This window comes from Geodermatophilus maliterrae, assembly GCF_041018925.1.
Classification (GTDB): domain Bacteria; phylum Actinomycetota; class Actinomycetes; order Mycobacteriales; family Geodermatophilaceae; genus Geodermatophilus; species Geodermatophilus maliterrae.
In genome coordinates, this window is the sequence record NZ_JBFNXQ010000065.1 from 1 (window position 1) to 21,873 (window position 21,873).

At 73.4% G+C, this 21,873-nt stretch carries 24 protein-coding genes; 16 read left to right on the forward strand and 8 right to left on the reverse strand.

The window, feature by feature from the left end; all coding sequences use genetic code 11:
* Both trpD and ABQ292_RS18030 read right to left on the reverse strand, forming a co-directional pair.
* On the reverse strand, nt 1-1,025 hold a 1,025-nt coding region (gene trpD / locus ABQ292_RS18025; RefSeq protein ID WP_369208917.1), incomplete at its 3' end, for an anthranilate phosphoribosyltransferase.
* A complete protein-coding gene (locus ABQ292_RS18030) occupies nt 1,022-1,435 on the reverse strand; it encodes a hypothetical protein (protein ID WP_369208919.1) in 414 nt (137 codons plus the stop codon). The genes ABQ292_RS18030 and trpD, both read right to left, overlap by 4 nt.
* 145 nt (nt 1,436-1,580) lie before the next feature.
* On the opposite strand from ABQ292_RS18030, the gene ctaE reads away from it, so the two are divergent.
* From ctaE to qcrB, 4 genes are read left to right on the forward strand one after another with little or no spacing between them, the layout of a single operon-like run.
* On the forward strand, nt 1,581-2,204 hold the full coding sequence (ctaE, locus tag ABQ292_RS18035) for an aa3-type cytochrome oxidase subunit III (protein ID WP_204690614.1): 624 nt from the start codon (nt 1,581-1,583) through the stop codon (nt 2,202-2,204).
* Nucleotides 2,205-2,211: 7 nt separating this feature from the next.
* Entirely contained in the window at nt 2,212-3,093 is an 882-nt protein-coding gene (gene qcrC, locus ABQ292_RS18040) for a cytochrome bc1 complex diheme cytochrome c subunit (protein WP_369208921.1), read from the forward strand.
* The gene (gene qcrA / locus ABQ292_RS18045; protein WP_369208923.1) at nt 3,090-4,202 is read left to right on the forward strand and encodes a cytochrome bc1 complex Rieske iron-sulfur subunit; all 1,113 of its coding nucleotides are present in this window, start codon (nt 3,090-3,092) and stop codon (nt 4,200-4,202) included. Before qcrC ends, qcrA begins: the two co-directional genes overlap by 4 nt.
* Nucleotides 4,202-5,956 carry a cytochrome bc1 complex cytochrome b subunit gene (gene qcrB / locus ABQ292_RS18050; protein ID WP_369208925.1) on the forward strand — a complete coding sequence of 585 codons (1,755 nt, stop codon included), beginning with the start codon at nt 4,202-4,204 and terminating at the stop codon, nt 5,954-5,956. The genes qcrA and qcrB overlap by 1 nt, the downstream gene beginning before the upstream one ends.
* Before the next feature lie 756 nt (nt 5,957-6,712).
* Here qcrB and ABQ292_RS18055 read toward each other — a convergent pair.
* Both ABQ292_RS18055 and ctaC read right to left on the reverse strand, forming a co-directional pair.
* The gene (locus ABQ292_RS18055; protein WP_369208927.1) at nt 6,713-7,117 is read right to left on the reverse strand and encodes a cytochrome c oxidase subunit 4; all 405 of its coding nucleotides are present in this window, start codon (nt 7,115-7,117) and stop codon (nt 6,713-6,715) included.
* 55 nt (nt 7,118-7,172) lie between these two features.
* On the reverse strand, nt 7,173-8,045 hold the full coding sequence (gene ctaC, locus ABQ292_RS18060; protein WP_369208929.1) for an aa3-type cytochrome oxidase subunit II: 873 nt from the start codon (nt 8,043-8,045) through the stop codon (nt 7,173-7,175).
* Nucleotides 8,046-8,427: 382 nt separating this feature from the next.
* Between ctaC and ABQ292_RS18065 the strand changes: the two genes are divergently transcribed.
* The 3 genes from ABQ292_RS18065 to asnB are packed head-to-tail and all read left to right on the forward strand — an operon-like array spanning nt 8,428 to nt 11,161.
* Nucleotides 8,428-8,793 (forward strand): metalloprotease, encoded by a 366-nt coding sequence (locus ABQ292_RS18065; protein ID WP_369208931.1) that lies wholly within the window; start codon nt 8,428-8,430, stop codon nt 8,791-8,793.
* Complete coding sequence (locus ABQ292_RS18070; RefSeq protein WP_369208933.1) at nt 8,783-9,157, forward strand: DUF3817 domain-containing protein; 375 nt, start codon at nt 8,783-8,785, stop codon at nt 9,155-9,157. The genes ABQ292_RS18065 and ABQ292_RS18070 overlap by 11 nt, the downstream gene beginning before the upstream one ends.
* Nucleotides 9,158-9,211: 54 nt before the next feature.
* On the forward strand, nt 9,212-11,161 hold the full coding sequence (gene asnB, locus ABQ292_RS18075) for an asparagine synthase (glutamine-hydrolyzing) (RefSeq protein WP_369208935.1): 1,950 nt from the start codon (nt 9,212-9,214) through the stop codon (nt 11,159-11,161).
* 107 nt (nt 11,162-11,268) lie between these two features.
* On the opposite strand, the gene ABQ292_RS18080 is transcribed toward asnB, so the two are convergent.
* On the reverse strand, nt 11,269-11,625 hold the full coding sequence (locus ABQ292_RS18080; RefSeq protein WP_369208937.1) for a HesB/IscA family protein: 357 nt from the start codon (nt 11,623-11,625) through the stop codon (nt 11,269-11,271).
* A 155-nt stretch (nt 11,626-11,780) separates the two neighbouring features.
* On the opposite strand from ABQ292_RS18080, the gene ABQ292_RS18085 reads away from it, so the two are divergent.
* Nucleotides 11,781-12,389, forward strand: coding sequence for a DUF3043 domain-containing protein (locus tag ABQ292_RS18085; RefSeq protein ID WP_369208939.1), 609 nt, complete (start codon nt 11,781-11,783; stop codon nt 12,387-12,389).
* A gap of 3 nt (nt 12,390-12,392) precedes the next feature.
* Here the strand turns inward: ABQ292_RS18085 and ABQ292_RS18090 are convergent, their stop codons facing one another.
* On the reverse strand, nt 12,393-13,442 hold the full coding sequence (locus ABQ292_RS18090) for an alpha/beta fold hydrolase (RefSeq protein ID WP_369208941.1): 1,050 nt from the start codon (nt 13,440-13,442) through the stop codon (nt 12,393-12,395).
* 71 nt (nt 13,443-13,513) lie between these two features.
* Between ABQ292_RS18090 and ABQ292_RS18095 the strand changes: the two genes are divergently transcribed.
* Together ABQ292_RS18095 and ABQ292_RS18100 are read left to right on the forward strand one after the other, a co-directional pair.
* On the forward strand, nt 13,514-13,738 hold the full coding sequence (locus ABQ292_RS18095) for a hypothetical protein (protein WP_369208943.1): 225 nt from the start codon (nt 13,514-13,516) through the stop codon (nt 13,736-13,738).
* A gap of 11 nt (nt 13,739-13,749) precedes the next feature.
* On the forward strand, nt 13,750-14,733 hold the full coding sequence (locus ABQ292_RS18100) for an aldo/keto reductase family protein (RefSeq protein ID WP_369208945.1): 984 nt from the start codon (nt 13,750-13,752) through the stop codon (nt 14,731-14,733).
* A gap of 40 nt (nt 14,734-14,773) precedes the next feature.
* Here ABQ292_RS18100 and ABQ292_RS18105 read toward each other — a convergent pair whose 3' ends face one another.
* The gene (locus ABQ292_RS18105) at nt 14,774-14,986 is read right to left on the reverse strand and encodes a hypothetical protein (RefSeq protein WP_369208947.1); all 213 of its coding nucleotides are present in this window, start codon (nt 14,984-14,986) and stop codon (nt 14,774-14,776) included.
* A 139-nt stretch (nt 14,987-15,125) separates the two neighbouring features.
* Between ABQ292_RS18105 and ABQ292_RS18110 the strand changes: the two genes are divergently transcribed.
* Genes ABQ292_RS18110 through ABQ292_RS18125 form a run of 4 tightly spaced genes read left to right on the forward strand, consistent with a single transcriptional unit; the run spans nt 15,126 to nt 17,495 of the window.
* On the forward strand, nt 15,126-15,566 hold the full coding sequence (locus ABQ292_RS18110) for a phage holin family protein (protein ID WP_369208949.1): 441 nt from the start codon (nt 15,126-15,128) through the stop codon (nt 15,564-15,566).
* Nucleotides 15,563-16,057: a DUF3618 domain-containing protein gene (locus ABQ292_RS18115; protein WP_369208951.1), complete on the forward strand. Its 495-nt coding sequence runs from the start codon at nt 15,563-15,565 to the stop codon at nt 16,055-16,057. Before ABQ292_RS18110 ends, ABQ292_RS18115 begins: the two co-directional genes overlap by 4 nt.
* A complete protein-coding gene (locus tag ABQ292_RS18120) occupies nt 16,054-16,329 on the forward strand; it encodes a DUF4235 domain-containing protein (protein WP_369208953.1) in 276 nt (91 codons plus the stop codon). Before ABQ292_RS18115 ends, ABQ292_RS18120 begins: the two co-directional genes overlap by 4 nt.
* A 32-nt stretch (nt 16,330-16,361) precedes the next feature.
* Nucleotides 16,362-17,495 carry a YihY/virulence factor BrkB family protein gene (locus ABQ292_RS18125; RefSeq protein WP_369208955.1) on the forward strand — a complete coding sequence of 378 codons (1,134 nt, stop codon included), beginning with the start codon at nt 16,362-16,364 and terminating at the stop codon, nt 17,493-17,495.
* A gap of 57 nt (nt 17,496-17,552) precedes the next feature.
* Here the strand turns inward: ABQ292_RS18125 and gcvT are convergent, their stop codons facing one another.
* Nucleotides 17,553-18,662, reverse strand: coding sequence for a glycine cleavage system aminomethyltransferase GcvT (gene gcvT / locus ABQ292_RS18130; protein WP_369208957.1), 1,110 nt, complete (start codon nt 18,660-18,662; stop codon nt 17,553-17,555).
* Between the two features lie 130 nt (nt 18,663-18,792).
* Between gcvT and ABQ292_RS18135 the strand changes: the two genes are divergently transcribed.
* Both ABQ292_RS18135 and lpdA read left to right on the forward strand, forming a co-directional pair.
* Entirely contained in the window at nt 18,793-20,304 is a 1,512-nt protein-coding gene (locus ABQ292_RS18135; RefSeq protein WP_369208959.1) for a leucyl aminopeptidase, read from the forward strand.
* Between the two features lie 156 nt (nt 20,305-20,460).
* Complete coding sequence (lpdA, locus tag ABQ292_RS18140) at nt 20,461-21,840, forward strand: dihydrolipoyl dehydrogenase (RefSeq protein ID WP_369208961.1); 1,380 nt, start codon at nt 20,461-20,463, stop codon at nt 21,838-21,840.
* Nucleotides 21,841-21,873: the final 33 nt, after the last annotated feature.

A 21,873-nucleotide genomic window follows, 5' to 3' on the forward strand; every position in this document is an offset into this window, starting at 1 on the left:
ACCCCCCGGGCGCGCCGCGGGGCGGCCCGGCCGTCGTCGACGGCCGGGGGGGCGCGCTCGACGCCCGCCGCCAGGGACGCCGTCAGCTCGCCGGCCCGCTCGTCGAAGGCGGCCAGCGCGGCCGCGGCGTTGAGCAGCACGGCGTCGCGCACCGGTCCCCGCTCGCCGTCCACCACCCGCCGGAAGACGTCGGCGTTGAACGCCGGGCCGCCGCCGCGCAGCGCGTCGGGCCCGGCGGGGGCGATCCCGAGGTCGGCCGGGTCGACCCGGCCGGGGGTCACCGCACCGTCGCGGGCGACCCACACCCGCGACGTCGTGGCGGTGGTGAGCTCGTCGAGGCCGTCGTCGCCGCGGAACACCAGCGCGCGGCTGCCGCGGGCGGCGAGCACCTCGGCGAGGACCGGGGCCATCCGGGCGTCGGCGCACCCGACCGCGGCGGCCACCGGCCGGGCCGGGTTGGTCAGCGGCCCGAGGAAGTTGAACACCGTGCCGATGCCCATCTCCCGCCGCGGCGCGGCGGTGTGCCGGAACCCCGGGTGGAAGACCGGGGCGAAGAAGAACCCGATGCCGGCCTCCTGCACGCAGTGGGCCACGGCCGGCGCCGGGAGGTCGATGACGACGCCGAGGGCCTCCAGGACGTCGGCGGCCCCCGACGACGACGACGCCGCGCGGTTGCCGTGCTTGGCGACCGGGGCCCCCGCGGCCGCGGTGACGACGGCGGCCATGGTGGAGATGTTGACCGTGTGCGCGCCGTCCCCGCCGGTGCCGACGATGTCGACCGTGGCCGCCGGCAGCTCCACCGGCGTCGCCCGCTCGATCATGGTGGCGGCCAGCCCGGCGACCTCCTCGGGCGACTCCCCCTTCGCCCGCAGGGCGACGGCGAACGCGGCCACCTGGGCCGGCGTGGCCTCGCCGGTCATCACCTCGCGCATGGCCCAGGCCGTGTCGCCGGCGGTGAGGTCCTCGCGGGCGAGCAGGCGCGTCAGCAACCCGGGCCACGTGGGCCCGGCCGAGGGCGCGCTCACCGGGAGACGGGACGACGGGCCGGCCGGTCGCGGAGCAGCCCGGCGACGACCTGCGGCGCGGTCAGCGGGTCGATCGGCAGGGCCAGCGTGCCGTCGGCCTGCGACCAGTGCGCCAGCCACCGGTCGGGCTGGCGGGCGATGAGGACGCAGATCGCCGGCCGGTCGGCGACCTCGACGACCAGCTGCCGCGACAGTGCCAGGCCGCCGGTGGGCTGGGCCTCGCCGTCGAGGATGCACAGGTCCACGCCGCCGCCGTCCACGGTGTCGACGACGTCCTCGCCGGTGGCGCACTCCACCCACGTCAGCGGGCCGACGTCGGGCGCCGGGCGGCGGCCGACGGCGGTGCGGACGGCCTCGCGGACCTCGGGCCGGGAGCTGTAGACCAGGACGGTGGCCGGCGCGTCGCTCACCTGCGGCAGCCTAGTGGCAGCCCGGTGGCGGCAGCGTCCGCCGCCCGGTGCGCCCGCCCCCCGATCGGGGGACGGTCTCGGGCCGGTCACGGCGCTGCCGCGCCACCCCACCCGCGGTCGTCGTGTTCCGGAACCCGGTGCCATGATGGGCGTCGTGACAACGGCCCCCGTGGCGAGCAGCACCTTCGACACCTCGCGGGTGCACTCCCTGACCCGACCGAACATGGTCAGCGTCGGCACGATCATCTGGCTCTCGAGCGAGCTGATGTTCTTCGCCGGACTGTTCGCCATGTACTTCACCGCGCGCGCCCGCGCGACCGAGGGCTGGCCCCCGGAACCCACCGAGCTCAACCTGCCGTACGCGCTGTTCTTCACGCTGATCCTGGTGGCCTCCTCGGTCACCTGCCAGATCGGCGTCTTCGCGGCGGAGAGCGGCAACGTGTACGGCCTGCGCCGGTGGTTCACCATCACCTTCGTCATGGGCCTGGTGTTCGTCCTGGCCCAGTTCAACGAGTACCGCGTGCTGGTCACCGAGCACGGGACGAGCATCTCCAGCTCGACCTACGGCTCGGTCTTCTACCTGACGACCGGCTTCCACGCGCTGCACGTCATCGGCGGCCTGGTGGCCTTCGTCTACGTGCTCATCCGGTCCACCATGGGCCGGTTCACGCCGGCACAGGCGACCTCGGCCATCGTGGTCTCCTACTACTGGCACTTCGTCGACGTCGTGTGGGTCGGGCTCTTCGCCACGATCTACCTGATCCGCTAGGGAACCGGTGTCCACCACGAACCCGCAGTCCGACACCCAGCCCGACGAGGGGCCGCGTCGGCGGTCCCGCTGGTCGCGGCGTCCGGCCGAGGGCACCCCGGCGGCCGCCGCCCGTGCCCGCCGGCACTCCAAGCAGCGTCGCCGCGTGGCGAACGTCGCCGCGCTCATGGCCGGCCTCGTCCTGACCGGCGCCCTCTACTCGACCCTCGCCCCGGGGGCCCGGGCCGCCGACGAGGGCAGCGAGTCCAGCGCCGAGGCCGCCGGCCGCGAGCTGTACGAGCGCAGCTGCATCAGCTGCCACGGCGAGAACCTCGAGGGCGTGCCCAACCGCGGGCCCTCGCTGATCGGCGTCGGCGAGGCCTCCGTCTACTTCCAGGTCCACACCGGCCGCATGCCGCTGGTGCGCCAGGAGGCACAGGCCCCCGACAAGCCGGCCATCTTCTCCGACGAGGAGATCGACCAGCTGATGGCCTACGTGCAGGCCAACGGCGGCGGCCCCACGCTGCCCTCCGGCGACCTGCGTGACGGGGACCTGGCCGTCGGTGGCGAGCTGTTCCGGCTCAACTGCTCGTCCTGCCACAACTTCGTCGGCGAGGGCGGCGCGCTGTCCTCGGGCAAGTACGCGCCGAGCCTCGAGGACTCCAACGACCTCGAGATCTACGCGGCCATGCTCAGCGGGCCGGAGAACATGCCGGTCTTCGGGGACAACCAGATCACCCCGGAGGAGAAGCGGGCGATCATCAACTACGTGCAGACGATCACCGACATGCCCGACCCGGGCGGCGCGGGCATCGGCCGCATCGGCCCGGTGAGCGAGGGCCTGGTCATCTGGGTCGTCGGCGTCGCCGCGCTGCTGTTCGGGATCTTCTGGATGGGGAGCAAGGCGTGACCACGCACGACAGCCGCCCCGGCTCCACCGGCGGCGCGGACACCCCCGGCCCGCTGCACGGCGGCCCGGACGACGACTACACCCCCGAGCAGCTCGCGACCATCTCCCGCGAGGACCTCGACCGGCTCGGCGCCCGCTACGACGGCGTGGAGATCCTCCACGTCGAGCCGGGCCCGGAGCCCGGCTCGGCCCTGGAGAAGCGCGCCGTCCGCCAGGTCGGGCTCATGTTCGGCCTCGCCGGGCTGTGCGCCTTCGGGTTCGTCGTCGTCTACGCCGGTGCCGGCTGGTTCCTGCCCGACTGGCAGTGGGAGCTGGGCAGCAGCAGTTTCAGCGTGCTCTACACGCCGCTGCTGGGCCTGCTCATGGGCCTGGCCTTCACCCTCGTCGGCGTGGGGCTGGTGCTGTACACCAAGAAGCTGCTGCCGCACGAGACCGCGGTCCAGGACAAGCACGACGGCTCGCACTTCGACCGGGTCACCACCGGCGCCACCCTCGTCGGTGGTCTGCACAACAGCGGTCTGGCCCGTCGCAAGCTCATCACCGGCACGCTGGCCTTCATGGGCGGCGGGCTGGGCCTCATGCTCGTCGCCCCGCTCGGCGGCCTGATCAAGGACCCGAACGAGGGCGACCCGCTGGGCACCACCGAGTGGGCGGAGGGCGTCCGCCTCGTCCGCGACGACGGCACCCCCGTCCGCCCCGGCGACCAGGAGCCCGGCTCCCTGGAGACGGTCTTCCCGGCCGTCCCGGAGGGCAACCGGCTCACCGACGCAGCGACGATGCTCATCCGGCTGCGCCCCTCGCAGCAGGAGGCGGCCGTGCCGCGCAACGGCCAGGAGGACTTCGGCTACGGCGACTACGTCGCCTACTCGAAGATCTGCACGCACGCCGGCTGCCCGGTGTCGCTGTACGAGCAGGAGACCAGCCGCATCCTCTGCCCGTGCCACCAGTCGCAGTTCGACGTGACCCAGGGCGCCAAGCCGATCTTCGGCCCCGCCACCCGGTCGCTGCCCCAGCTGCCCATCACAGTCGACGACGAGGGCTTCTTCGTCGCGCGCGGCGACTACATTGAGGCTGTGGGTCCCACTTACTGGAACCGGGAGCGCATCTGATGGCTCGTACCGCCACCGCGCCAGGGGCACCGAACACGCTCCTCGGCAAGGCCGCTCTCGAGGTCGACGACCGGCTCATCGTCGCCGGCCCCCTGCGCAGGACGCTCAACAAGGTCTTCCCCGACCACTGGTCGTTCCTGCTCGGCGAGATCGCGCTCTACTCGTTCATCATCCTGCTGCTCACCGGCACCTACCTGACCTTCTTCTTCCAGGCCTCGATGACCGAGGTCGTCTACGACGGCTCGTACGCGCCGCTGCGCGGCATCGACATGTCGATCGCCTACGCCTCGACGCTGGACCTCTCGTTCGACGTCCGCGGCGGTCTGCTGATCCGGCAGATCCACCACTGGGCGGCGCTGCTGTTCATGGCGTCGATCGTCGTGCACATGCTGCGGATCTTCTTCACCGGCGCCTTCCGCCGTCCGCGGGAGACCAACTGGCTGATCGGTGTCACGCTGCTGATCCTCGGCATCTTCGAGGGCTTCGCCGGCTACTCGATGCCCGACGACCTGCTCTCGGGCACCGGCCTGCGGATCATGTCGGCGATCATCTTGTCGATCCCGGTCATCGGCACCTGGGCCCACTGGGCGGTCTTCGGCGGCGACTACGTCGGTGAGCTCATCGTCGGGCGGCTCTACATCGCCCACGTGCTCATCATCCCGGCGATCATCCTGGGGCTGATCGCGGTGCACCTGCTGATCCTGGTCAAGCAGAAGCACACCCAGTTCCCCGGCCCGGGCCGCACCGAGCACAACGTGGTCGGCAACCGGCTCTTCCCGGCCTTCGCCGGCAAGGCGACCGGGCTGCTGCTCGTGGTCTTCGGGGTCTGTGCCGCGCTCGGTGGTCTCGTGCAGATCAACCCGGTGTGGCTGTGGGGCCCGTACAACCCGGCCCAGGTGTCCGCGGCGTCGCAGCCGGACTGGTACGTCATGTTCCTCGACGGGTCGACGCGTCTGTTCCCGGCGTGGGACATCTACCTGCCGGGCAACTACAACATCCCGGCGCTGTTCTGGCCGACGGTGGTCCTGCCGGGCATCATCTTCACGCTCCTGCTGGCCTACCCGATGCTGGAGCGGAAGCTGACCGGCGACACCGCCTCGCACCACCTGCTGCAGCGCCCGCGCGACGTCCCCGTGCGGACATCGCTGGGCGTCATGGCGCTGGCCTTCTACATCGTGCTGCTGCTGTCGGGCGCCAACGACGTCATCGCCGACAAGTTCGACATCAGCCTCAACGCGATGACCTGGATCGGCCGCATCGGCCTGATCATCCTGCCGCCGATCGCCTACGTGCTGACCTACCGGATCTGCCTGGGCCTGCAGCAGCACGACCGCGAGGTCCTCGAGCACGGCATCGAGACCGGTGTCATCCGCCGGCTCCCGCACGGTGAGTTCATCGAGGTCCACCAGCCGCTCGGCCCGGTCGACCACCACGGTCACGGCGAGCTCGCCTACGGCGGTGCTCCGGTGCCCAAGAAGATGAACCAGGTGGGCGGTGCCCGCCGCGCCATCCGTGGGTTCTTCTCGCCCATCGAGGAGCCCGCGGCCGTCGAGCTCGAGCAGCGCGGCGAGGAGCGTGGGCTGGCCCCGGCCGACCCGCACCGCGAGCTGACCACGAGCGGGCGTCCGGCCGACGGCGGGCGTCCCTCCGAGGGTGGGCGTCCCTCCGAGGGTGGGCGACCGTCCGAGGGTGGGCGTCCCTCCGAGGGTGGGCGGCCGTCCGAGGGTGGCCGGCCCCAGGCGCCGCGCGACTGACGCACCCAGCACTCCCAGCAGGGCCCCGGTGGGACCTCCACCGGGGCCCTGCTGCACGTGCGCCCAACGGCAGGAGGGTCCTCCTGCACCGTGGTCCGGTCGTCCCCGGGCTCTGGTCCGTCCTCGGCCCTGCGGGACGCCGACCTGTGCTGCGCCACACCCGTTCCGGCCGCGTCACCGGCCCTCGCGCGGCCGGTCCGTCCCCTCCACCGGGGTCGACGGCGCTCCGCGACCCCGGCGTCGGCAGGCGTGACGGCCGTCGCGGTACCCGTCCCCGTGGTGGCTCCGCACGGGTCCGTCGAGCGGTCAGGACGCAGGGTCCGACCCCTGTGGCTCGTCGGGAGCACCACCGCGCCCTGGGAGGCACAGGGGGGGAGCACCGCCGTGGCCCCGTCGGCTGCCTCAGGGGCCCTGAGGGACCCTCACCGGCCCCCGCACGATGCCCGCACGACCACCGGCGGGCCCGTCGGCGGGTCCCCGAGCCGGTCCCGCCGGGCTGACGGCCGCCCCCGCCGGCCGCGGGTTCCCCCGGGCGGCCGGCTCGACCGGGGCCGCCGGACACACGCAACTCGACCGCTCCCCGGACGGTCGCCCGGGACGCGTGGCCCGTCGAGATCCCGGGGTCCGCGTGACTCGTGGAGGCCCGGGCGTCGTCAGGGGGTCCGGCCGGCAGGCGCAGCCCGGCCACCCTGCCGCCCACAGCACGAGGGCCCTCCCCCGCCGGTGCGGGGAAGGGCCCTCGGAGGTGCGGGGCCGTCAGCTGGACTGTGCGTTCTGCCCGACGTAGTACTCGAACAGCAGCCCGCCCACGGTCACCAGGATCGCGACGGTGCCGAGGAGGATCAGCCACACGTACCAGTACGCGAGGCCCAGGCCGGTGGTGGCGGCCGAGGAGGCGATGGCGAAGGGCCAGTAGCTGCTGGGGCTGAAGAACCCCAGCTCACCGGCGCCCTCGGCGATCTCGGCGTCCTTGCGGTCCTCGGGGCGGGCGTCGATGCGGCGGGAGACGAACCAGAAGAACCCGCCGATGAGGCCGGTGAGACCCGCGGAGAGGACCAGGGCCGTGGTCCCGATCGGCTCGCGCGACCAGATGCCGTAGACGGCTGCGGCGACGACGCAGAAGATCGCGATGAGGTTAAAGATCAGCGCTTCGACCTTCACGGTCGTCCTCCCTGCTCAGTGGTGTCGGCGACGAGTGCCTGGGCCGACTCGGTCATCAGTCAGCGGCCTGCTGGTAGTACCCGTCGCCCACGCGGAACGGCCGGGTCGTGGTGGCCTCGCCCTCCTGGCCGATGGTCTCGAGCGCCTCGTAGGTGCTCTGCCCGGCCTCGCGGGCGGCGAGGTAGGCCTCGTAGTCCTCGGAGCTGACGGCCCGGACCTCGAAGTTCATGTACGCGTGGTAGCTCCCGCACAGCTCGGCACACCGGCCGACGTACGAGCCCTCCTCGTTGACGACGACCTCGAAGACGTTGTCCCGGCCGTTCTCGTTGCCCGGGATGACGTCGAGCTTGAAGAGGAACTCCGGCACCCAGAACGAGTGGATGACGTCGGCGGAGGCCACCTCGAAGCGGACGGTCTCGTCGGCCGGCATGACCAGGATCGGGATCTCGTCGGTCGTGCCCACGGTGTTGACCGGCTCGCCGTCGTCACCGGTGGTCTCCGGGTAGACGAACTGCCAGTTCCACTTGAAGGCGTTGACCGCGATCGTCCGGTCGGGGTCGTCACTGCGCTCCATCACGTCGTTCTGCACGACGACGGTGAAGAAGAACAGGCCCGCGATGATGATGAACGGGAAGATCGAGTAGGCGATCTCGAGCGGCAGGTTGTACGCCGTCTGCCGCGGGAGCTCGTCGCCCTTCTTCTTGTGGAACAGCACCGACCAGATGATCAGGCCCCACACGATGAAGCCGACGATGAGCGCCGCGATGACCGAGCCGGTCCACAACTGGCGGACGCCCTCGGACTGTTCGGTGACGCCCTCGGGGAAGCCGAAGCGCCAGAACTCGTTGTTGAGGTCGCACCCGGTGAGGGTGAGCACCCCCAGGAGACCGAGCGCGGCGACCCGCGCGAGCCTGCTGCGTCGAGCCACTGCTCGCTGCCTCCTCGTTCCCCCACCCGGGTGATCCGGGCGGATCCACCGGCGCGACCGCCCGCGGGGAACCCCGCCGGTCCGTGCGCCGACCTCAGTCTGGGCCGAGACTAGCCGACCTCGCAGAGCGGCCGGCGACCGGAGACGGGACGGCGGCGGGTCGGTGCCACGCTGCCGCGCGCCGGGCCCGACCGCCGGCCCGATCGCGGGCCCGACGTGCGAGGGGACGGCGGACCGGGGCGGCGTCCGCGGCCCGGCTCCGGCGCGCCCGGACCGGCTGCCGCGGACCCGGCCGGCCGGTTCCCAGGCCCGACCGCCGGACGCCGGTGACGCCCCTCACCGCACCGCCTCCCCGGCCACCGCGGCGGTTAGAGTCGGAGGCGTGTGGACGCGTCTGCTGACCTGGAGGTGGGTGCTCCTGCACCTGCTGGTCGCCGCGCTGTTCGTCGCCACCTTCTTCCTCGGCTACTGGCAGCTGACCAAGGCCGAGGACGGCGGGGGCGCGGTCAACTGGAGCTACGCGCTGCAGTGGCCGCTGTACGGCTTCATGGGCCTGTGGTTCTACGTGCGCATGGTGCGCGAGGAGCTCCACCGGGACCCGGACGAGGACGAGCCCGGCAACGCCGTCGTCCTCTACCAGCGGCCGCGGATCGACACCACGGGCGACCCGGAGCTGGCGGCCTACAACGCCTACCTCGCCGAGCTCAACGAGCGGGCGCTCGGTCAGCAGGGCACCCGTGGCCGCTGAGCACACCGGCTACCGCAGCCCGCTGCCGCGTGCTCTCGCCCGCCGGGTCGGGCAGCGCGTGCCCGCGGCCCTGCTCCGCTACCGCGTCATGGCCTGGATCGTGGGGGTCCTGCTCATCGCGCTCGTCCTGGTCGCGGTGCCGGTCAAGCACCTCGGCGGGGTGGACGAGCCGGTGGCCGTCATCGGCACCCTGCACGGCTGGCTCTACGCCATCTTCTTCGTGACCGCCTGCGACCTGGCCCTGCGTGCCCGCTGGACGGCGCGCGGCACGGTGCTCATCCTGCTCGCGGGCACCGTCCCCGTCCTGTCCTTCGTCGCCGAGCGGATCGCCACCCGCAAGACCCGCGCCGGCGAGCGCGTCTGACCCCGTCCCGGCCCCGCGGCCGGGCTCGAGCCGACCCCCGGAGACCTGCGCCTCATGTGCGGCCTGCTGGCCTACCTGTCCACCGACGCCCCCCGGGTCGACGACGACCGTGTCGACGACGTCCGCGCGGCGCTGCACTGCCTGCACCACCGCGGCCCCGACGACACCGCCGTCTGGGCCGACCCCCACGTGGTCCTCGGCTTCAACCGGCTGTCGATCATCGACGTCGAGGGCAGCCCGCAGCCGCTCCCCTACGTCGGGGACCGCTACCGGATCCTGTTCAACGGCGAGATCTACAACTACGTGGAGCTGCGCGAGGAGCTGGCCGCGGCCGGCGCGCAGCTGGCCACGCACGGCGACACCGAGACGATCGTCGCCGGGTACCACCTGTGGGGTCAGGACGTCGTCCGGCGGCTGCGCGGGATGTTCTCCTTCGTCATCTGGGACACCCACACCCGGACCGCGTTCGGCGCGCGGGACCCCTTCGGCATCAAGCCGCTGTTCACCGCGCGCCTGGCCGACGGCGGGCTGGTCTTCAGCTCGGAGAAGAAGGCGCTGCTGCAGCTGCTCGGCGGCAGCAAGGCCGCCGGCGACGTCGACCCGGCCTCGCTGCAGCACTACCTGACGCTGCAGTACGTGCCCGAGCCGGCCACGCTGCACCGCGGCATCCGCCGGATCGAGAGCGGCACCAGCTTCACCGTCGTCGACGGCGAGCTGGCCACCGCCCGCTACTTCCACCCGTCCTTCCGGCCGCAGCCGGTCCCCGCCGGGGGCGAGCAGGACCTCTACGACCGCATCGCGGCGGTGCTCGACGAGTCGGTGGCCAAGCACATGCGCGCCGACGTCACCGTGGGGTCGTTCCTCTCCAGCGGCATCGACTCGACCGCGATCGCCGCGCTGGCCCACCGCTACAACCCCGACCTGATGACCTTCACGGTCGGCTTCCAGCGGCAGGCGCAGTCGGAGGTCGAGATCGCCGCGGAGTCGGCGTCGATCCTCGGCGTCCGGCACGTGCCGGTCGAGGTCAGTGCCGAGCAGTTCGCCGACGCGATCCCCGAGGTCGTCTGGTACCTCGACGACCCCGTTGCCGACCCGGCGCTCGTGCCGCTGTACTTCGTGGCCCGCGAGGCCCGCAAGCACGTCAAGGTCGTCCTGTCGGGCGAGGGCGCCGACGAGCTGTTCGGCGGCTACACGATCTACCGCGAGCCGATCAGCCTGGCGTGGGCGTCGAGGCTGCCCCCGGCCGGCCGCCGGGCGATGGCCCGGATCGCCGACCTGCTGCCCGAGGGCGTCCGCGGTCAGGACCTGCTGCGCCGGGCGTCGATCCCCCTGGAGCAGCGCTACTACGGCAACGCGCGCAACCTGCGCGACGACGAGCTGGCCGCGCTGCTGCCCGGCCGCGACCCCGACCTCTCGCACGTCGCGGTCACCGAGGACCTCTACCGGCGCACCCGCGAGGCCGGCTACGACGACGTGACGGCGATGCAGTACGTCGACCTGTTCACCTGGCTGCGGGGCGACATCCTGGTCAAGGCCGACAAGATGACCATGGCCAACTCCCTCGAGCTGCGGGTGCCCTTCCTCGACCCCGAGGTGTTCGCGATCGCCAGCTCGCTGCCGGTCGAGCAGCGGGTGCCCCGCCGCGGCCCCGGAGCCAAGGACAGGACGACGAAGTACGCGCTGCGCCAGGCGATGCGGCAGATCGTGCCGCCGCGGATCATGAACCGGCGCAAGCTCGGCTTCCCCGTGCCGACGGCGGACTTCCTCGCCGGCCCGCTGCACGACTGGGCCCGCGGCATCGTCACCGACAGCCAGACGCAGGAGTGGCTCGACCGCGACGTCGTCCTCGGCCTGCTCGACCGGCTGCGCGCCGAGGAGGTGCCGAGCAAGCGGATCGCCCGCCAGCTGTGGTCGGTCCTGGTCTTCATGGTGTGGCACGGGATCTTCGTCGAGGAGCGGATCGTCGTCGACGTCCCGGAGACGGTCTACCCGGTCAGGTTGTAGAGACGCGAGCGGCGCCCGCCCCCAGAGGGGACGGGCGCCGCTCGGTGGGCCCCTCTGCGGGGCCCCGGCGCCGAGGTACGAGGTGCCGGGGGCAGAGGGGTCCTTGCTCAGTGGAACGAGTCGCCGCACGCGCAGGAACCCTGCGCGTTCGGGTTGTCGATCGTGAAGCCCTGCTTCTCGATGGTGTCGACGAAGTCGATCACCGCGCCGCCCAGGTACGGGCCGCTCATCCGGTCGACGATGACCTCGACGCCGCCGAACTCGAAGGTCTGGTCACCGTCGAGGAAGCGCTCGTCGAAGAAGAGCTGGTAGCGCAGGCCGGAGCAGCCACCGGGCTGGACGGCGATGCGCAGACGCAGGTCGTCACGGCCCTCCTGGTCCAGCAGCGCCTTGACCTTGGCGGCCGCCGGGTCGCTGAGCAGCACGCCGGTGCTGCCGGCGGTCTCGGTGTCCTGCACCGTCATGTTCTGTCCTCCCACATCCGAGGGCGTCCGCTGCGGCACTCCCTGCAGCGGAGCAACACCGCCGTGTACGGCGCTGTTCCATGGCCGTCGTCCACTGTACGGCGCGCAGCCGAGGCGGTCAGTCCCCTGCGCGGACGCACGTAGACTCCCGGACCGTGAAGCTCCGCCTGCCCGGGCGCCGCAACCGCGCCGAGGCCGCCCCCGACCCCGCCGCCGACCAGGCCACGCAGCTGGTCAAGGCCGGTGGGAAGGGCCGGCCCACGCCCAGGCGCCACGAGGCCCAGGGACGGCGTCCCGGTCCCCCGCCGCCGCCTCCCACCACCCGCAAGGAGGCCTACCGGCGGATGCGCGAGCAGCAGGCGCTGCGCAAGGCCGACACCCGGGCCGGCGCGGCCCGTGGCGACGAGCTGTCCCTGCCCGCCCGCGACCGCGGGCCGGTGCGCAAGCTGGTGCGCGACGTCGTCGACGCCCGCCGCAACGCCGGCAGCTTCTTCCTCGTCGTGGCCGGGCTCGTCCTGGTCGGCTACTTCATCCCGAACCCGGCGGTGCAGAACTACACCGTCTTCGTCTGGTTCGCCTTCTTCCTGCTCATCGCCGGCGACTCGGTGTTCCTCGGCCGCCGCATCAAGAAGAAGGTCCTCGAGCGCTTCCCCGACCAGCCGCACCGCATGAAGGGGCTGGTCTGGTACGGCATCAGCCGGGCCACGATGATCCGCCGCTGGCGCTTCCCGAAGCCCGAGGTCGCGATGGGCGCCGACGTCTGAGCGTCACGGCACCGCGGCGCCGACGACCGTCCGCACGGCCTCGGCGACGGCGTCCGGCCGGTCCCACGGCACGAAGGTCAGGGCGTCGTCGAGCCAGGTGACGTCCGTGCCCAGCAGCCGGGCCAGCCGCTCGGCGTCCCGCGGCGGGAAGAGCCGGTCGCGCCGCCCCCAGACGACCGCCGAGGGCACCCCGAGCCGCCCGAGCTCGTCGACCGCCGCCAGCAGCGGGCCCGGCCCGACCGCCGCGGTGAAGGCGGCGAGGTCGGCGCGCACGGCGGGATCGGTGCGCGCCGGTCGCAGCAGGTCGGCGACCAGCGGCCGGCCGAACCCCCGGCCGGTCAACACGTTCAGCGCCCCCGGCTCGGCGAGCAGCCGGGGGACGGCGAAGACCCGCAGCGCTGCCGCCATCACGCCGGGCACACGGGCGCCGAGCACGAGCGGGCGCAGCAGCGGCGGCGGGAAGTGCTCGAACGCGTCGCAGCCAGCCATTACGAGCCCGGCCACCCGCTCGGGCGCGGCCGCCGCGGCCAGCTGCGCCAGCGCTCCCCCGGTGTCGTTGCCCAGGAGCACCGCACGGTCCGCACCGACGCCGTCGAGCACGTCGAGCAGCGCACCGGCGACGTGCTCCGGTGTCAGCACCGACCGGTCGGGCACCGCCTGACGCTGTGCGCCGAGCGGCAGGTCGGGGACGACCACCCGGACGTCGGGTGCGAGTGCTCCGACCACGCCGTCCCACAGCCGGCCGTCGAGCAGCAGCCCGTGCACCGCGAGGACCGCCGGCCCTCCGCTCGCCGTCGTCTGCCGCACCCGGACCGGGCCGAGGGCGTGGCCACGCTGTCGCTGCGGCCCCTGGCCGCGGCGCTGGGGACCAGCGATCGGATGCTCCTGTACTACTTCGGCACGTGTGACGAACTCCTGGCCGCAGTACTCGGTGCGGTCGGCGAGCAGCTGCAGGCCGGGCTCGCCGCCGCGCTGCCCGGGGGAGCGGTCCCGCCCGGCCGCCTCCTCCCCGTGCTGTGGGCCGCGCTGGAGCGCGACGACGCCGGGGCCCACGTCCGGCTCACCTCGAGGTGTCCGGCCTGGCGGCTCGCGGCCGACAGCCGCACGCGGACCTCGCCCGCAGGGTGGCCGAGGACTGGCTGGCCTGGGTGGGACCGCGCCTGGCCGTCGACGACCAGGAGCGGGAGGCGGCCGCCGCGGGCCTGCTGGCGGCCCTCGACGGCGTCCTGCTCGTCCGCGCGGTGGCCGGGCCCGAGCGCGCCCGCGTGGCGGCCGGTTGGCTGGCCGGACGACTGGCCGGGGACCAGCCCGGGGCGACCCGGGACGCGGGGCCCGTGGCGCGGGGCTAGCGTCGCGCCACGTGGAGCACCGACGTCTCGGCCGTTCCGGCCTGACCATCTCCGAGATCGCCTACGGCAACTGGCTCACCCACGGGGGCCAGGTCGAGGAGGACGCCGCGCAGTCCTGCGTGCGCGCCGCCCTCGACGCAGGCATCACGACCTTCGACACCGCCGACGTCTACGCCGGCACCCGCGCCGAGTCCGTGCTCGGCCGTGCCCTCGCCGGCCAGCGCCGCGAGGGGCTGGAGATCTTCACCAAGGTCTACTGGCCCACCGGCCCCGGCCCCAACGACCGCGGCCTGGGGCGCAAGCACGTCACCGAGAGCTGTGAGGCCTCGCTGCGCCGGCTGCAGACCGACCACATCGACCTCTACCAGGCGCACCGGTACGACGAGACCGTGCCGCTGGAGGAGACGATGACCGCCTTCGCCGACCTGGTGCGTGCGGGCAAGGTCCTCTACGTCGGCGTCTCGGAGTGGCGCGCCGAGGAGATCGCGGCCGGCGCCGCGCTGGCCCGCGACCTCGGCATCCAGCTCATCAGCAACCAGCCGCAGTACTCGATGCTGTGGCGGGTCATCGAGGACGAGGTCGTCCCCACCTCGCAGCGCGAGGGCGTCTCGCAGATCGTCTGGTCGCCGCTGGCCCAGGGCGTCCTCACCGGCAAGTACCGGCCCGGCGAGCAGCCGCCCGCCGGCAGCCGGGCCACCGACCCCGAGGCCGGCCGCTTCATCCGCCGGTTCATGACCGATGACGTCCTCACCCGTGTGCAGGACCTGCGGCCGGTCGCCGACGACCTGGGCCTGTCGATGGCGCAGCTGGCGGTGGCGTGGGTGCTGCAGAACGAGAACGTCGCCGCGGCGATCATCGGGGCGACCCGCCCGGAGCAGGTGCACGACAACGTCAAGGCGGCCGGCGTCCGGCTGGAGGCCGACGTCCTGGCCCGGATCGACGAGGTCCTCGGCGACGTCGTCGAGCGCGACCCCGCCAGGACCGCGAGAGGCTGACGCGAGGACCGCGGCCTGGACCTCGACGTGAGGTAGAGGTTCAGGCCGGGGCGAGTGCCATGGGGCCGTAGACCCGCTGGTCGCCGTCGAGGAGCGTCACGGTGGCCACGCCGCGGCCGAGCAGGTCGCGCCAGTGTTCACCCAGCCAGGACTCGGCGTCGCCCTGGTTGTCCGACTGCGGCACCTCGACGCCCAGCGCGGCCGGGTCCAGGGTCGCACCGCTCGAGTCCTCCAGTCGCCACGTCCAGCTCATGTCCGCGAGGCTAGTGAGCCGACGCTGGGGGATCCGGGACCGGCCGTGTCGTGGCCGGGGCGTGACCTCCCCGGGGTTAGCGCGGTGATCGGCGGGGGCATGTCAGGTCATCGACCGTCCCGTCACGTCCGGAGGACCGATGACCACGCCCTCAACGGGCGGCGCCTCACGCGCCACCCCGCCTCCCCCCTCGACGGAGGAGACCTCGACCGGCCAGCTGGTGAGCCAGCTGACCGAGCAGGTCTCCCGGCTCGTCCGTGACGAGACCCGCCTGGCGCAGGCCGAGATGACGCAGAAGGCCAAGCGCCTCGGCGTCGGCGCCGGGCTGTTCGGCGGCGCCGGGTTGTTCGGCTTCCTCGGGCTCTGCGTCCTGGTCGCCACCTTCGTGCTGCTGCTCGACCTGGTCCTGCCCGCCTGGCTGGCCGCGCTGATCGTCGCCGTCGTGCTGTTCGCGATCGCCGGCGTCCTGGCCCTCGTGGGCAAGAAGGACGTGCAGAAGGGGACGCCGCCGGTGCCCACCCAGGCGATCGCGAGCACCAAGGCCGACATCGCCGCGGTGAAGGAGAGTGCACGTCGATGAGCACCCCCTCCGGGAGCACCTCCCCGTCCGGCGACGACGCACGGCCCGACACCGCGGCCGCGGGCCCGGCCGACCCCGACGCCATCAAGGCCGACATCGAGGCGACCCGCGAGCAGCTCGGCCGCACCGTCGACGAGCTCAGCCACCGCCTCGACGTCCCCGCCCGGGCCAAGGAGGGCGCGGCCCGCGCCAAGGACACCGCCGTCGAGACCTACCGCGAGAGCCCGCCGGCCGTCGCCGGCGCCGGCGCCGCGCTGGCCGGGTTGGTCGGGTTGCTCGTGTGGCGCCGCCGGCGCAAGCGTCGCCGGGCGAGCGTCGAGGCCGCCACCAACCGGGCCGTCGTGGAGGCGCGAGCCGAGGCACGGCGGGCCCGCCGGGACGCCGCCCGGCACGCGGCGAAGGCCCGCAAGGCCGTCGCGAGGAACGCGAAGCGCGCCGCCCGCGCGACCCGCACGAAGACCCGGAAGACCGCGAGGAGGGCACGCAGGTGAGCAACAAGAGCGCCAAGCTGGTCTACCGCCCGGTCGGTCTGGCCGGCGGCATCCTCGCCGGTGTCGTCTCCGGCGCGGTGTTCAAGCAGATCTGGAAGCGTGTGTCCGGTGAGGACGACGCCCCCGATGCGCTGCAGAGCGAGTACCGCATGCGCGAGGTGGTGCTCGCCGCGGCCATCCAGGGTGCGATCTTCGCCGCGACGAAGGCCGCGATCGACCGTGCCGGCGCCCGGGGCTTCACCAAGCTGACCGGCAGCTGGCCGGGCGACTGACGCGGCGGACCGAGACGGCGAGGGGGACGGACATGGCCGGGACCAGGCACCGCGACAGCGCGGTCGACCGGATCCGCGAGCGCGTCGAGGAGAAGGCGGCCCGGCGCGCGGCCGCGCGGGAGGCCGAGGAACGAGCCGCCCGCGGTGAGGGCTCCCCCGACCCGGGGCGCGTCCCGCCCGGTGGGCCCTCTCCGCAGCAGCTGCCCGGTGTCCACGCCGAGAAGCCCTCGCAGATCCCGGCCCGCGGCTGGAAGCAGATCGTCAAGCGGGCCTGGGCGGAGCACAACGCCGACAACATGCCGATCATCGGCGGGGGCGTGGCGTTCTTCGCCTTCCTGGCGATCTTCCCCGCCCTGATCGCGACGATCTCGATCTACGGGCTGGTCGCCAGCCCCGAGACCGTCGCCCGCCAGGTCGAGGACCTCTCGGCCCAGTTGCCCGAGAGTGCGGCCGACCTCATCGGCGACCAGCTCACGTCGATCACGCAGAACAGCGGCGGGGCGCTGTCCGTCTCGTTGGCGATCTCGGTCCTCGGTGCGCTGTGGTCGGCGTCGGGCGGCACGGGGAACCTCATCTCCGCGGTCAACATCGCCTACGACGAGGTGGAGACCCGGTCCTTCATCAAGCGCAAGGCGCTCGCGCTGGGGCTCACCCTCGGCGCCATCGTCTTCGTGCTGATCACCTTCACGCTGGTCGCCGTGGTGCCGGCGGTGCTCGACATGCTGCCGCTCGGTGTCGTCGGGACGGTCCTGGCGCAGGTCCTGCGCTGGGTCCTGCTGCTCGGGGTCTTCGCCGGGTCCCTCGCCGTGCTGTACCGGGTGGCCCCGGACCGCGACGCCCCGCAGCTGAAGTGGGTCAGCCTCGGCGCGATCGTCGTGACGGTCATCTGGGCGCTGGTGAGCCTGGGCTTCAGCTTCTACGTCAACAACTTCGGGTCCTACGACAAGACCTACGGCACCATCGCCGGCGTCATCGTGCTGATGCTGTGGCTGTACCTCACCTGCTACCTCATCCTGTTCGGCGCGGAGATCAACTCCGAGGCCGAGCACCAGACGGCTCAGGACACCACGGAGGGCGAGCCGGTGCCGATGGGCCAGCGCAACGCCACGATGGCCGACGAGCTGCCCGACCCGCCCGAGCCGACGAAGGAGTCGAAGCAGAAGTAGAAGGACCCCGGTCCTCCCCGCCCTTCGCACGCTCAGGGCGGGCCCCTGGACGGGGCCTCAGCGGACGTGCGAGGGGACGAACGGCGGACGCACCACCTCGACCGGCTGCGTCCGACCGCGGACGTCGACGGCGAGGGCAGACCCGTCGGCCACCTCCGTCGCGGTGTCCAGCAGTGCGAGCGCGATGCCGGTGCGCAGCGTCGGCGAGAACGTGCCGCTGGTGACCTCGCCGACCCGTGCGCCGTCGCCGTCCAGCACGGCCATCCCCGGGCGCGGGATGCCGCGGCCCGGGGCCCGCAGCCCCCACAGCAGGCGCGCGGGACCGGCCTCCCGCTCGGCCAGGAGCGCCTCGCGGCCCCAGAACGCCGGCTTGCCCCAGCCGACGGCCCAGCCGCTGCGTGCCTGGTTCGGCGTGATCGACCGCGACAGCTCGTGCCCGTGCAGGGGGTAGCCCATCTCGGTCCGCAGGGTGTCGCGCGCACCCAGGCCGCACGGCCGGATCCCCTCGGCGGCCCCCGCCTCCAGCAGCCGGTCCCACAGCGCGCCCGCCCGGTCGGCGGCCACGAGGAGCTCGTAGCCGTGCTCGCCGGTGTAGCCGGTCCGGCAGACGGTCACCTCGTCGCCCTCACCGCCGGCGAAGGCCATGTAGGCCAGGTCGGCGGCCAGCCCGGCCGCGGCGAGGACGGCGGCCGAGCGCGGCCCCTGCAGCGCCAGGACGGCGACCTCCTCGTGGCGGTCGGTCACCGTGACCCCCGCCGGGGCCGCGGCGGCCAGCCGGGTGAGCACCTCCTGCGCGTTGGCGGCGTTGGGCACCAGCAGGACGTCGGTGGGGCCGTGCAGGTAGACGACGAGGTCGTCGACCACACCACCGGCGTCGGCCTCCCCGTCGGGGACGCAGCACAGCGTGTACTGCGCCTGGCCCGGCCGGATGCGCGCGAGGTCGTTGGTCAGGCAGGCGTCGACGAGGGCCGCTGCGCCGGGGCCGCGGACGGTGCCGGTCCCCAGGTGGGACACGTCGAACAGGCCCACGGCCTCGCGCACCGCGGCGTGCTCGGCCAGCACCCCTCCCCCGGCGTACTCGATGGGCATCGACCAGCCGCCGAAGTCGGCCAGCTTGGCGCCGGCGACGACGTGCCGCTCGTGCAGGGGCGAGGTCCGCGCGGTCACCCCCGCACGCTATCCGGCGACCTGCTGGAACGGCCTCCGTGCAGGGACCCGCACCGGCCCCGTCCAGAGGCTCGCCCCGAGCCTGCGAGGGGTGAGGAGGACGGGGTCCTTCGACTTCTAGGATCGAGCGGTGCCGCCGACGATCACCGCCACCGACCGCCCGCTCGAGAAGACCCCCGCCGACGCCGTCGTCGTCGGCATCGGGAAGGGCGCCTCCGGCCTGCTGCCCACGCCGGGTGCGGAGGCCGTCGACCGGCTCCTCGGCGGCCGCCTCCTGCCCGCCCTGGCCGACCTCGGCGCCCGCGGAGCCCACGACGAGGTCACCCGGGTGTCCACCCTCGGGCAGGGGCCGTTCCCGGTCGTCGCGGCCGTCGGGCTCGGCGCACCCGAGACCACCGGCGGGTACACGACCGAGGCGGTCCGCCGCGCCGCCGGTGCCGCCAGCCGCGCGCTGTCGGGGCGCCGCTCGGTGGTCGTGCTGCTCGCCGCCGTCGGCGGCACGCCCGACGCCGAGCGACTGCACGCGGTCGGCGAGGGCGCCCTGCTGGGCGCCTACGAGTTCACCGCCTACAAGTCCGACCTGCCCGCGGACCGCCCCGCACCGCCGCGCGAGTTCACCGTCGTCGTCCCCGACGCCGGTGCCGCCAAGGCGCCGCTGACCCGCGTACGGGCGGTCGTCGAGGCCGTCACGCTCGTGCGCGACCTGGTCAACACCCCGCCCAACGACCTGTACCCCGCCGAGCTGGCCGGCCGCGGCGCCGCCGCCGGCAAGGCCGCGGGCCTGTCGGTGGAGGTCCTCGACGAGGACGCCCTGGCCGCCGGCGGCTACGGCGGCGTCCTGGCGGTCGGCAGCGGGTCCTCGCGCGGACCCCGGCTGCTGCGCCTGACCTACAGCGGGAAGAAGGCGCAGAAGAAGGTCGCGCTGGTGGGCAAGGGCATCACCTTCGACAGCGGCGGCCTGTCGATCAAGCCGGCGCAGAACATGCACCACATGACCAGCGACATGGCCGGCGCGGCGGCCGTGATCGCGACCGTGTGCCTCGTGGCGAAGCTGGGCCTGCCGGTCGAGGTGACCGCCACCGTCCCGATCGCGGAGAACCTGCCGAGCGGCACCGCCTACCGCCCGGCCGACGTGGTCACCTTCCGCAACGGCAAGAAGGCCGAGATCACCAACACCGACGCCGAGGGGCGCGTGGTCCTGGCCGACGCCATCGCCCGTGCGGCCGAGGACTCCCCCGACGTGCTGCTCGAGACCTCGACCCTGACCGGGGCCCAGCTGGTCGCCCTGGGCTCGCGCACCGCCGGGGTCATGGGCAGCGACGACCTGCGCGACGCCGTCGTGGCGGCCAGCCGGCGCAGCGGCGAGCCCATGTGGGCCATGCCGATGCCCGAGGAACTGCGCCGGGGCATCGACTCCCCCGTCGCCGACTTCGTCAACGCCAACGCCGACCGGATGGGCGGCATGCTCGTCGGGGCGCACTTCCTGGCCGAGTTCGTGCCGGCCGGCCTGCCGTGGGCACACGTCGACATCGCCGGCCCGAGCTACAACACCGGCGCTCCGTGGGGCTACACGCCCAAGGGCGGCACCGGGGTGCCGGTGCGCACCCTGCTGGCCACGATCGAGGACCTGCTCGCCCGCTGACGCACCCCGGCCGGGACGTCCGCACCGTCCGAGCGCGGGCGCGCGCCCTGCCCGGGTCGGCGCCCTCGGCCTGCGGTTCCGGGGAGTGGCAGGATGGTCGCGGACCACCCCCGCGCCACACGAGCGGGGCAGGCCGAGAGCATCGAGGAGCCCGTCGTGAGCGCACCCACCTCCCCCGCCGACCTGGTCATCCTCGGTGGTGGCTCGGGTGGCTACGCAGCCGCCCTGCGGGCTGCCGAGCTCGGCATGTCCGTCGTCCTGATCGAGAAGGACAAGGTCGGCGGCACCTGCCTGCACCGCGGCTGCATCCCCACCAAGGCGCTGCTGCACAGCGGCGAGATCGCCGACCAGGCACGCGAGGGCGAGCAGTTCGGCGTCAAGACCAGCCTGGCCGGCATCGACATGGACGGTGTCAACGCCTACAAGGACGGCGTCGTCGGCCGGCTCTACAAGGGCCTGCAGGGCCTGATCAAGAGCCGCAAGATCACCTACGTGGAGGGAGAGGGCCGACTGGTCTCCCCCACCGCCGTCGCCGTGAACGGGCAGACCTACGAGGGTCGCCACGTCCTGCTGGCCACCGGCTCCTACTCGCGCAGCCTCCCCGGCATCGAGCTCGACGGCTCCCGCGTCATCGACAGCGAGCAGGCGCTCAAGCTGGACCGCGTCCCGACCTCCGCGGTCGTCCTCGGCGGCGGGGTCATCGGCTGCGAGTTCGCCAGCGCCTGGAAGTCCTTCGGCGTCGACGTGACCATCGTCGAGGCGCTGCCGCACCTCGTGCCGCTGGAGGACGAGAGCAGCTCCAAGCTGCTCGAGCGGGCCTTCCGCCGCCGCAAGATCGCCTTCGAGCTGGGCAGCCGGGTGTCGGGCGTCTCGCACACCGAGAACGGCGTCAAGGTCAGCATGGAGAACGGCAAGGAGTTCGAGGCCGAGATCGTGCTCGTCGCCGTCGGCCGCGGCCCGGTCAGCCAGGGCCTGGGCTACGAGGAGGCCGGCGTCGCGATGGACCGCGGCTACGTGCTCGTCGACGAGTACTGCCGGACCAACGTGCCGACCATCTCCGCCGTCGGCGACCTCATCCCCACCCTGCAGCTGGCCCACGTCGGCTTCGGCGAGGGCATCCTCGTCGCCGAGCGGCTGGCCGGCCTGCCGGTCGTGCCCATCGACTACGCCGGCGTCCCGCGGGTCACCTACTCCGAGCCCGAGGTCGCCTCCGTGGGCCTCACCGAGGTCCAGGCCCGGGAGCAGTACGGCGACGTCGAGACCCTGGTCTACGACCTCGGCGGCAACGGGCGCAGCCAGATCCTCAAGACCCAGGGCGCGGTCAAGCTGATCCGCCAGAAGGACGGCCCGGTCGTCGGCGTGCACATGGTCGGCAGCCGCGTCGGCGAGCTCATCGCGGAGGCCCAGCTCATCTTCAACTGGGAGGCCCTGCCCGACGAGGTCGCCGCCCTGATCCACCCGCACCCGACGCAGAGCGAGGCCCTCGGCGAGGCCCACCTGGCCCTCGCCGGCAAGCCGCTGCACGCGCACAGCTGACCGACGCACCTCCCCCATCCGCCCCGCGCCCGA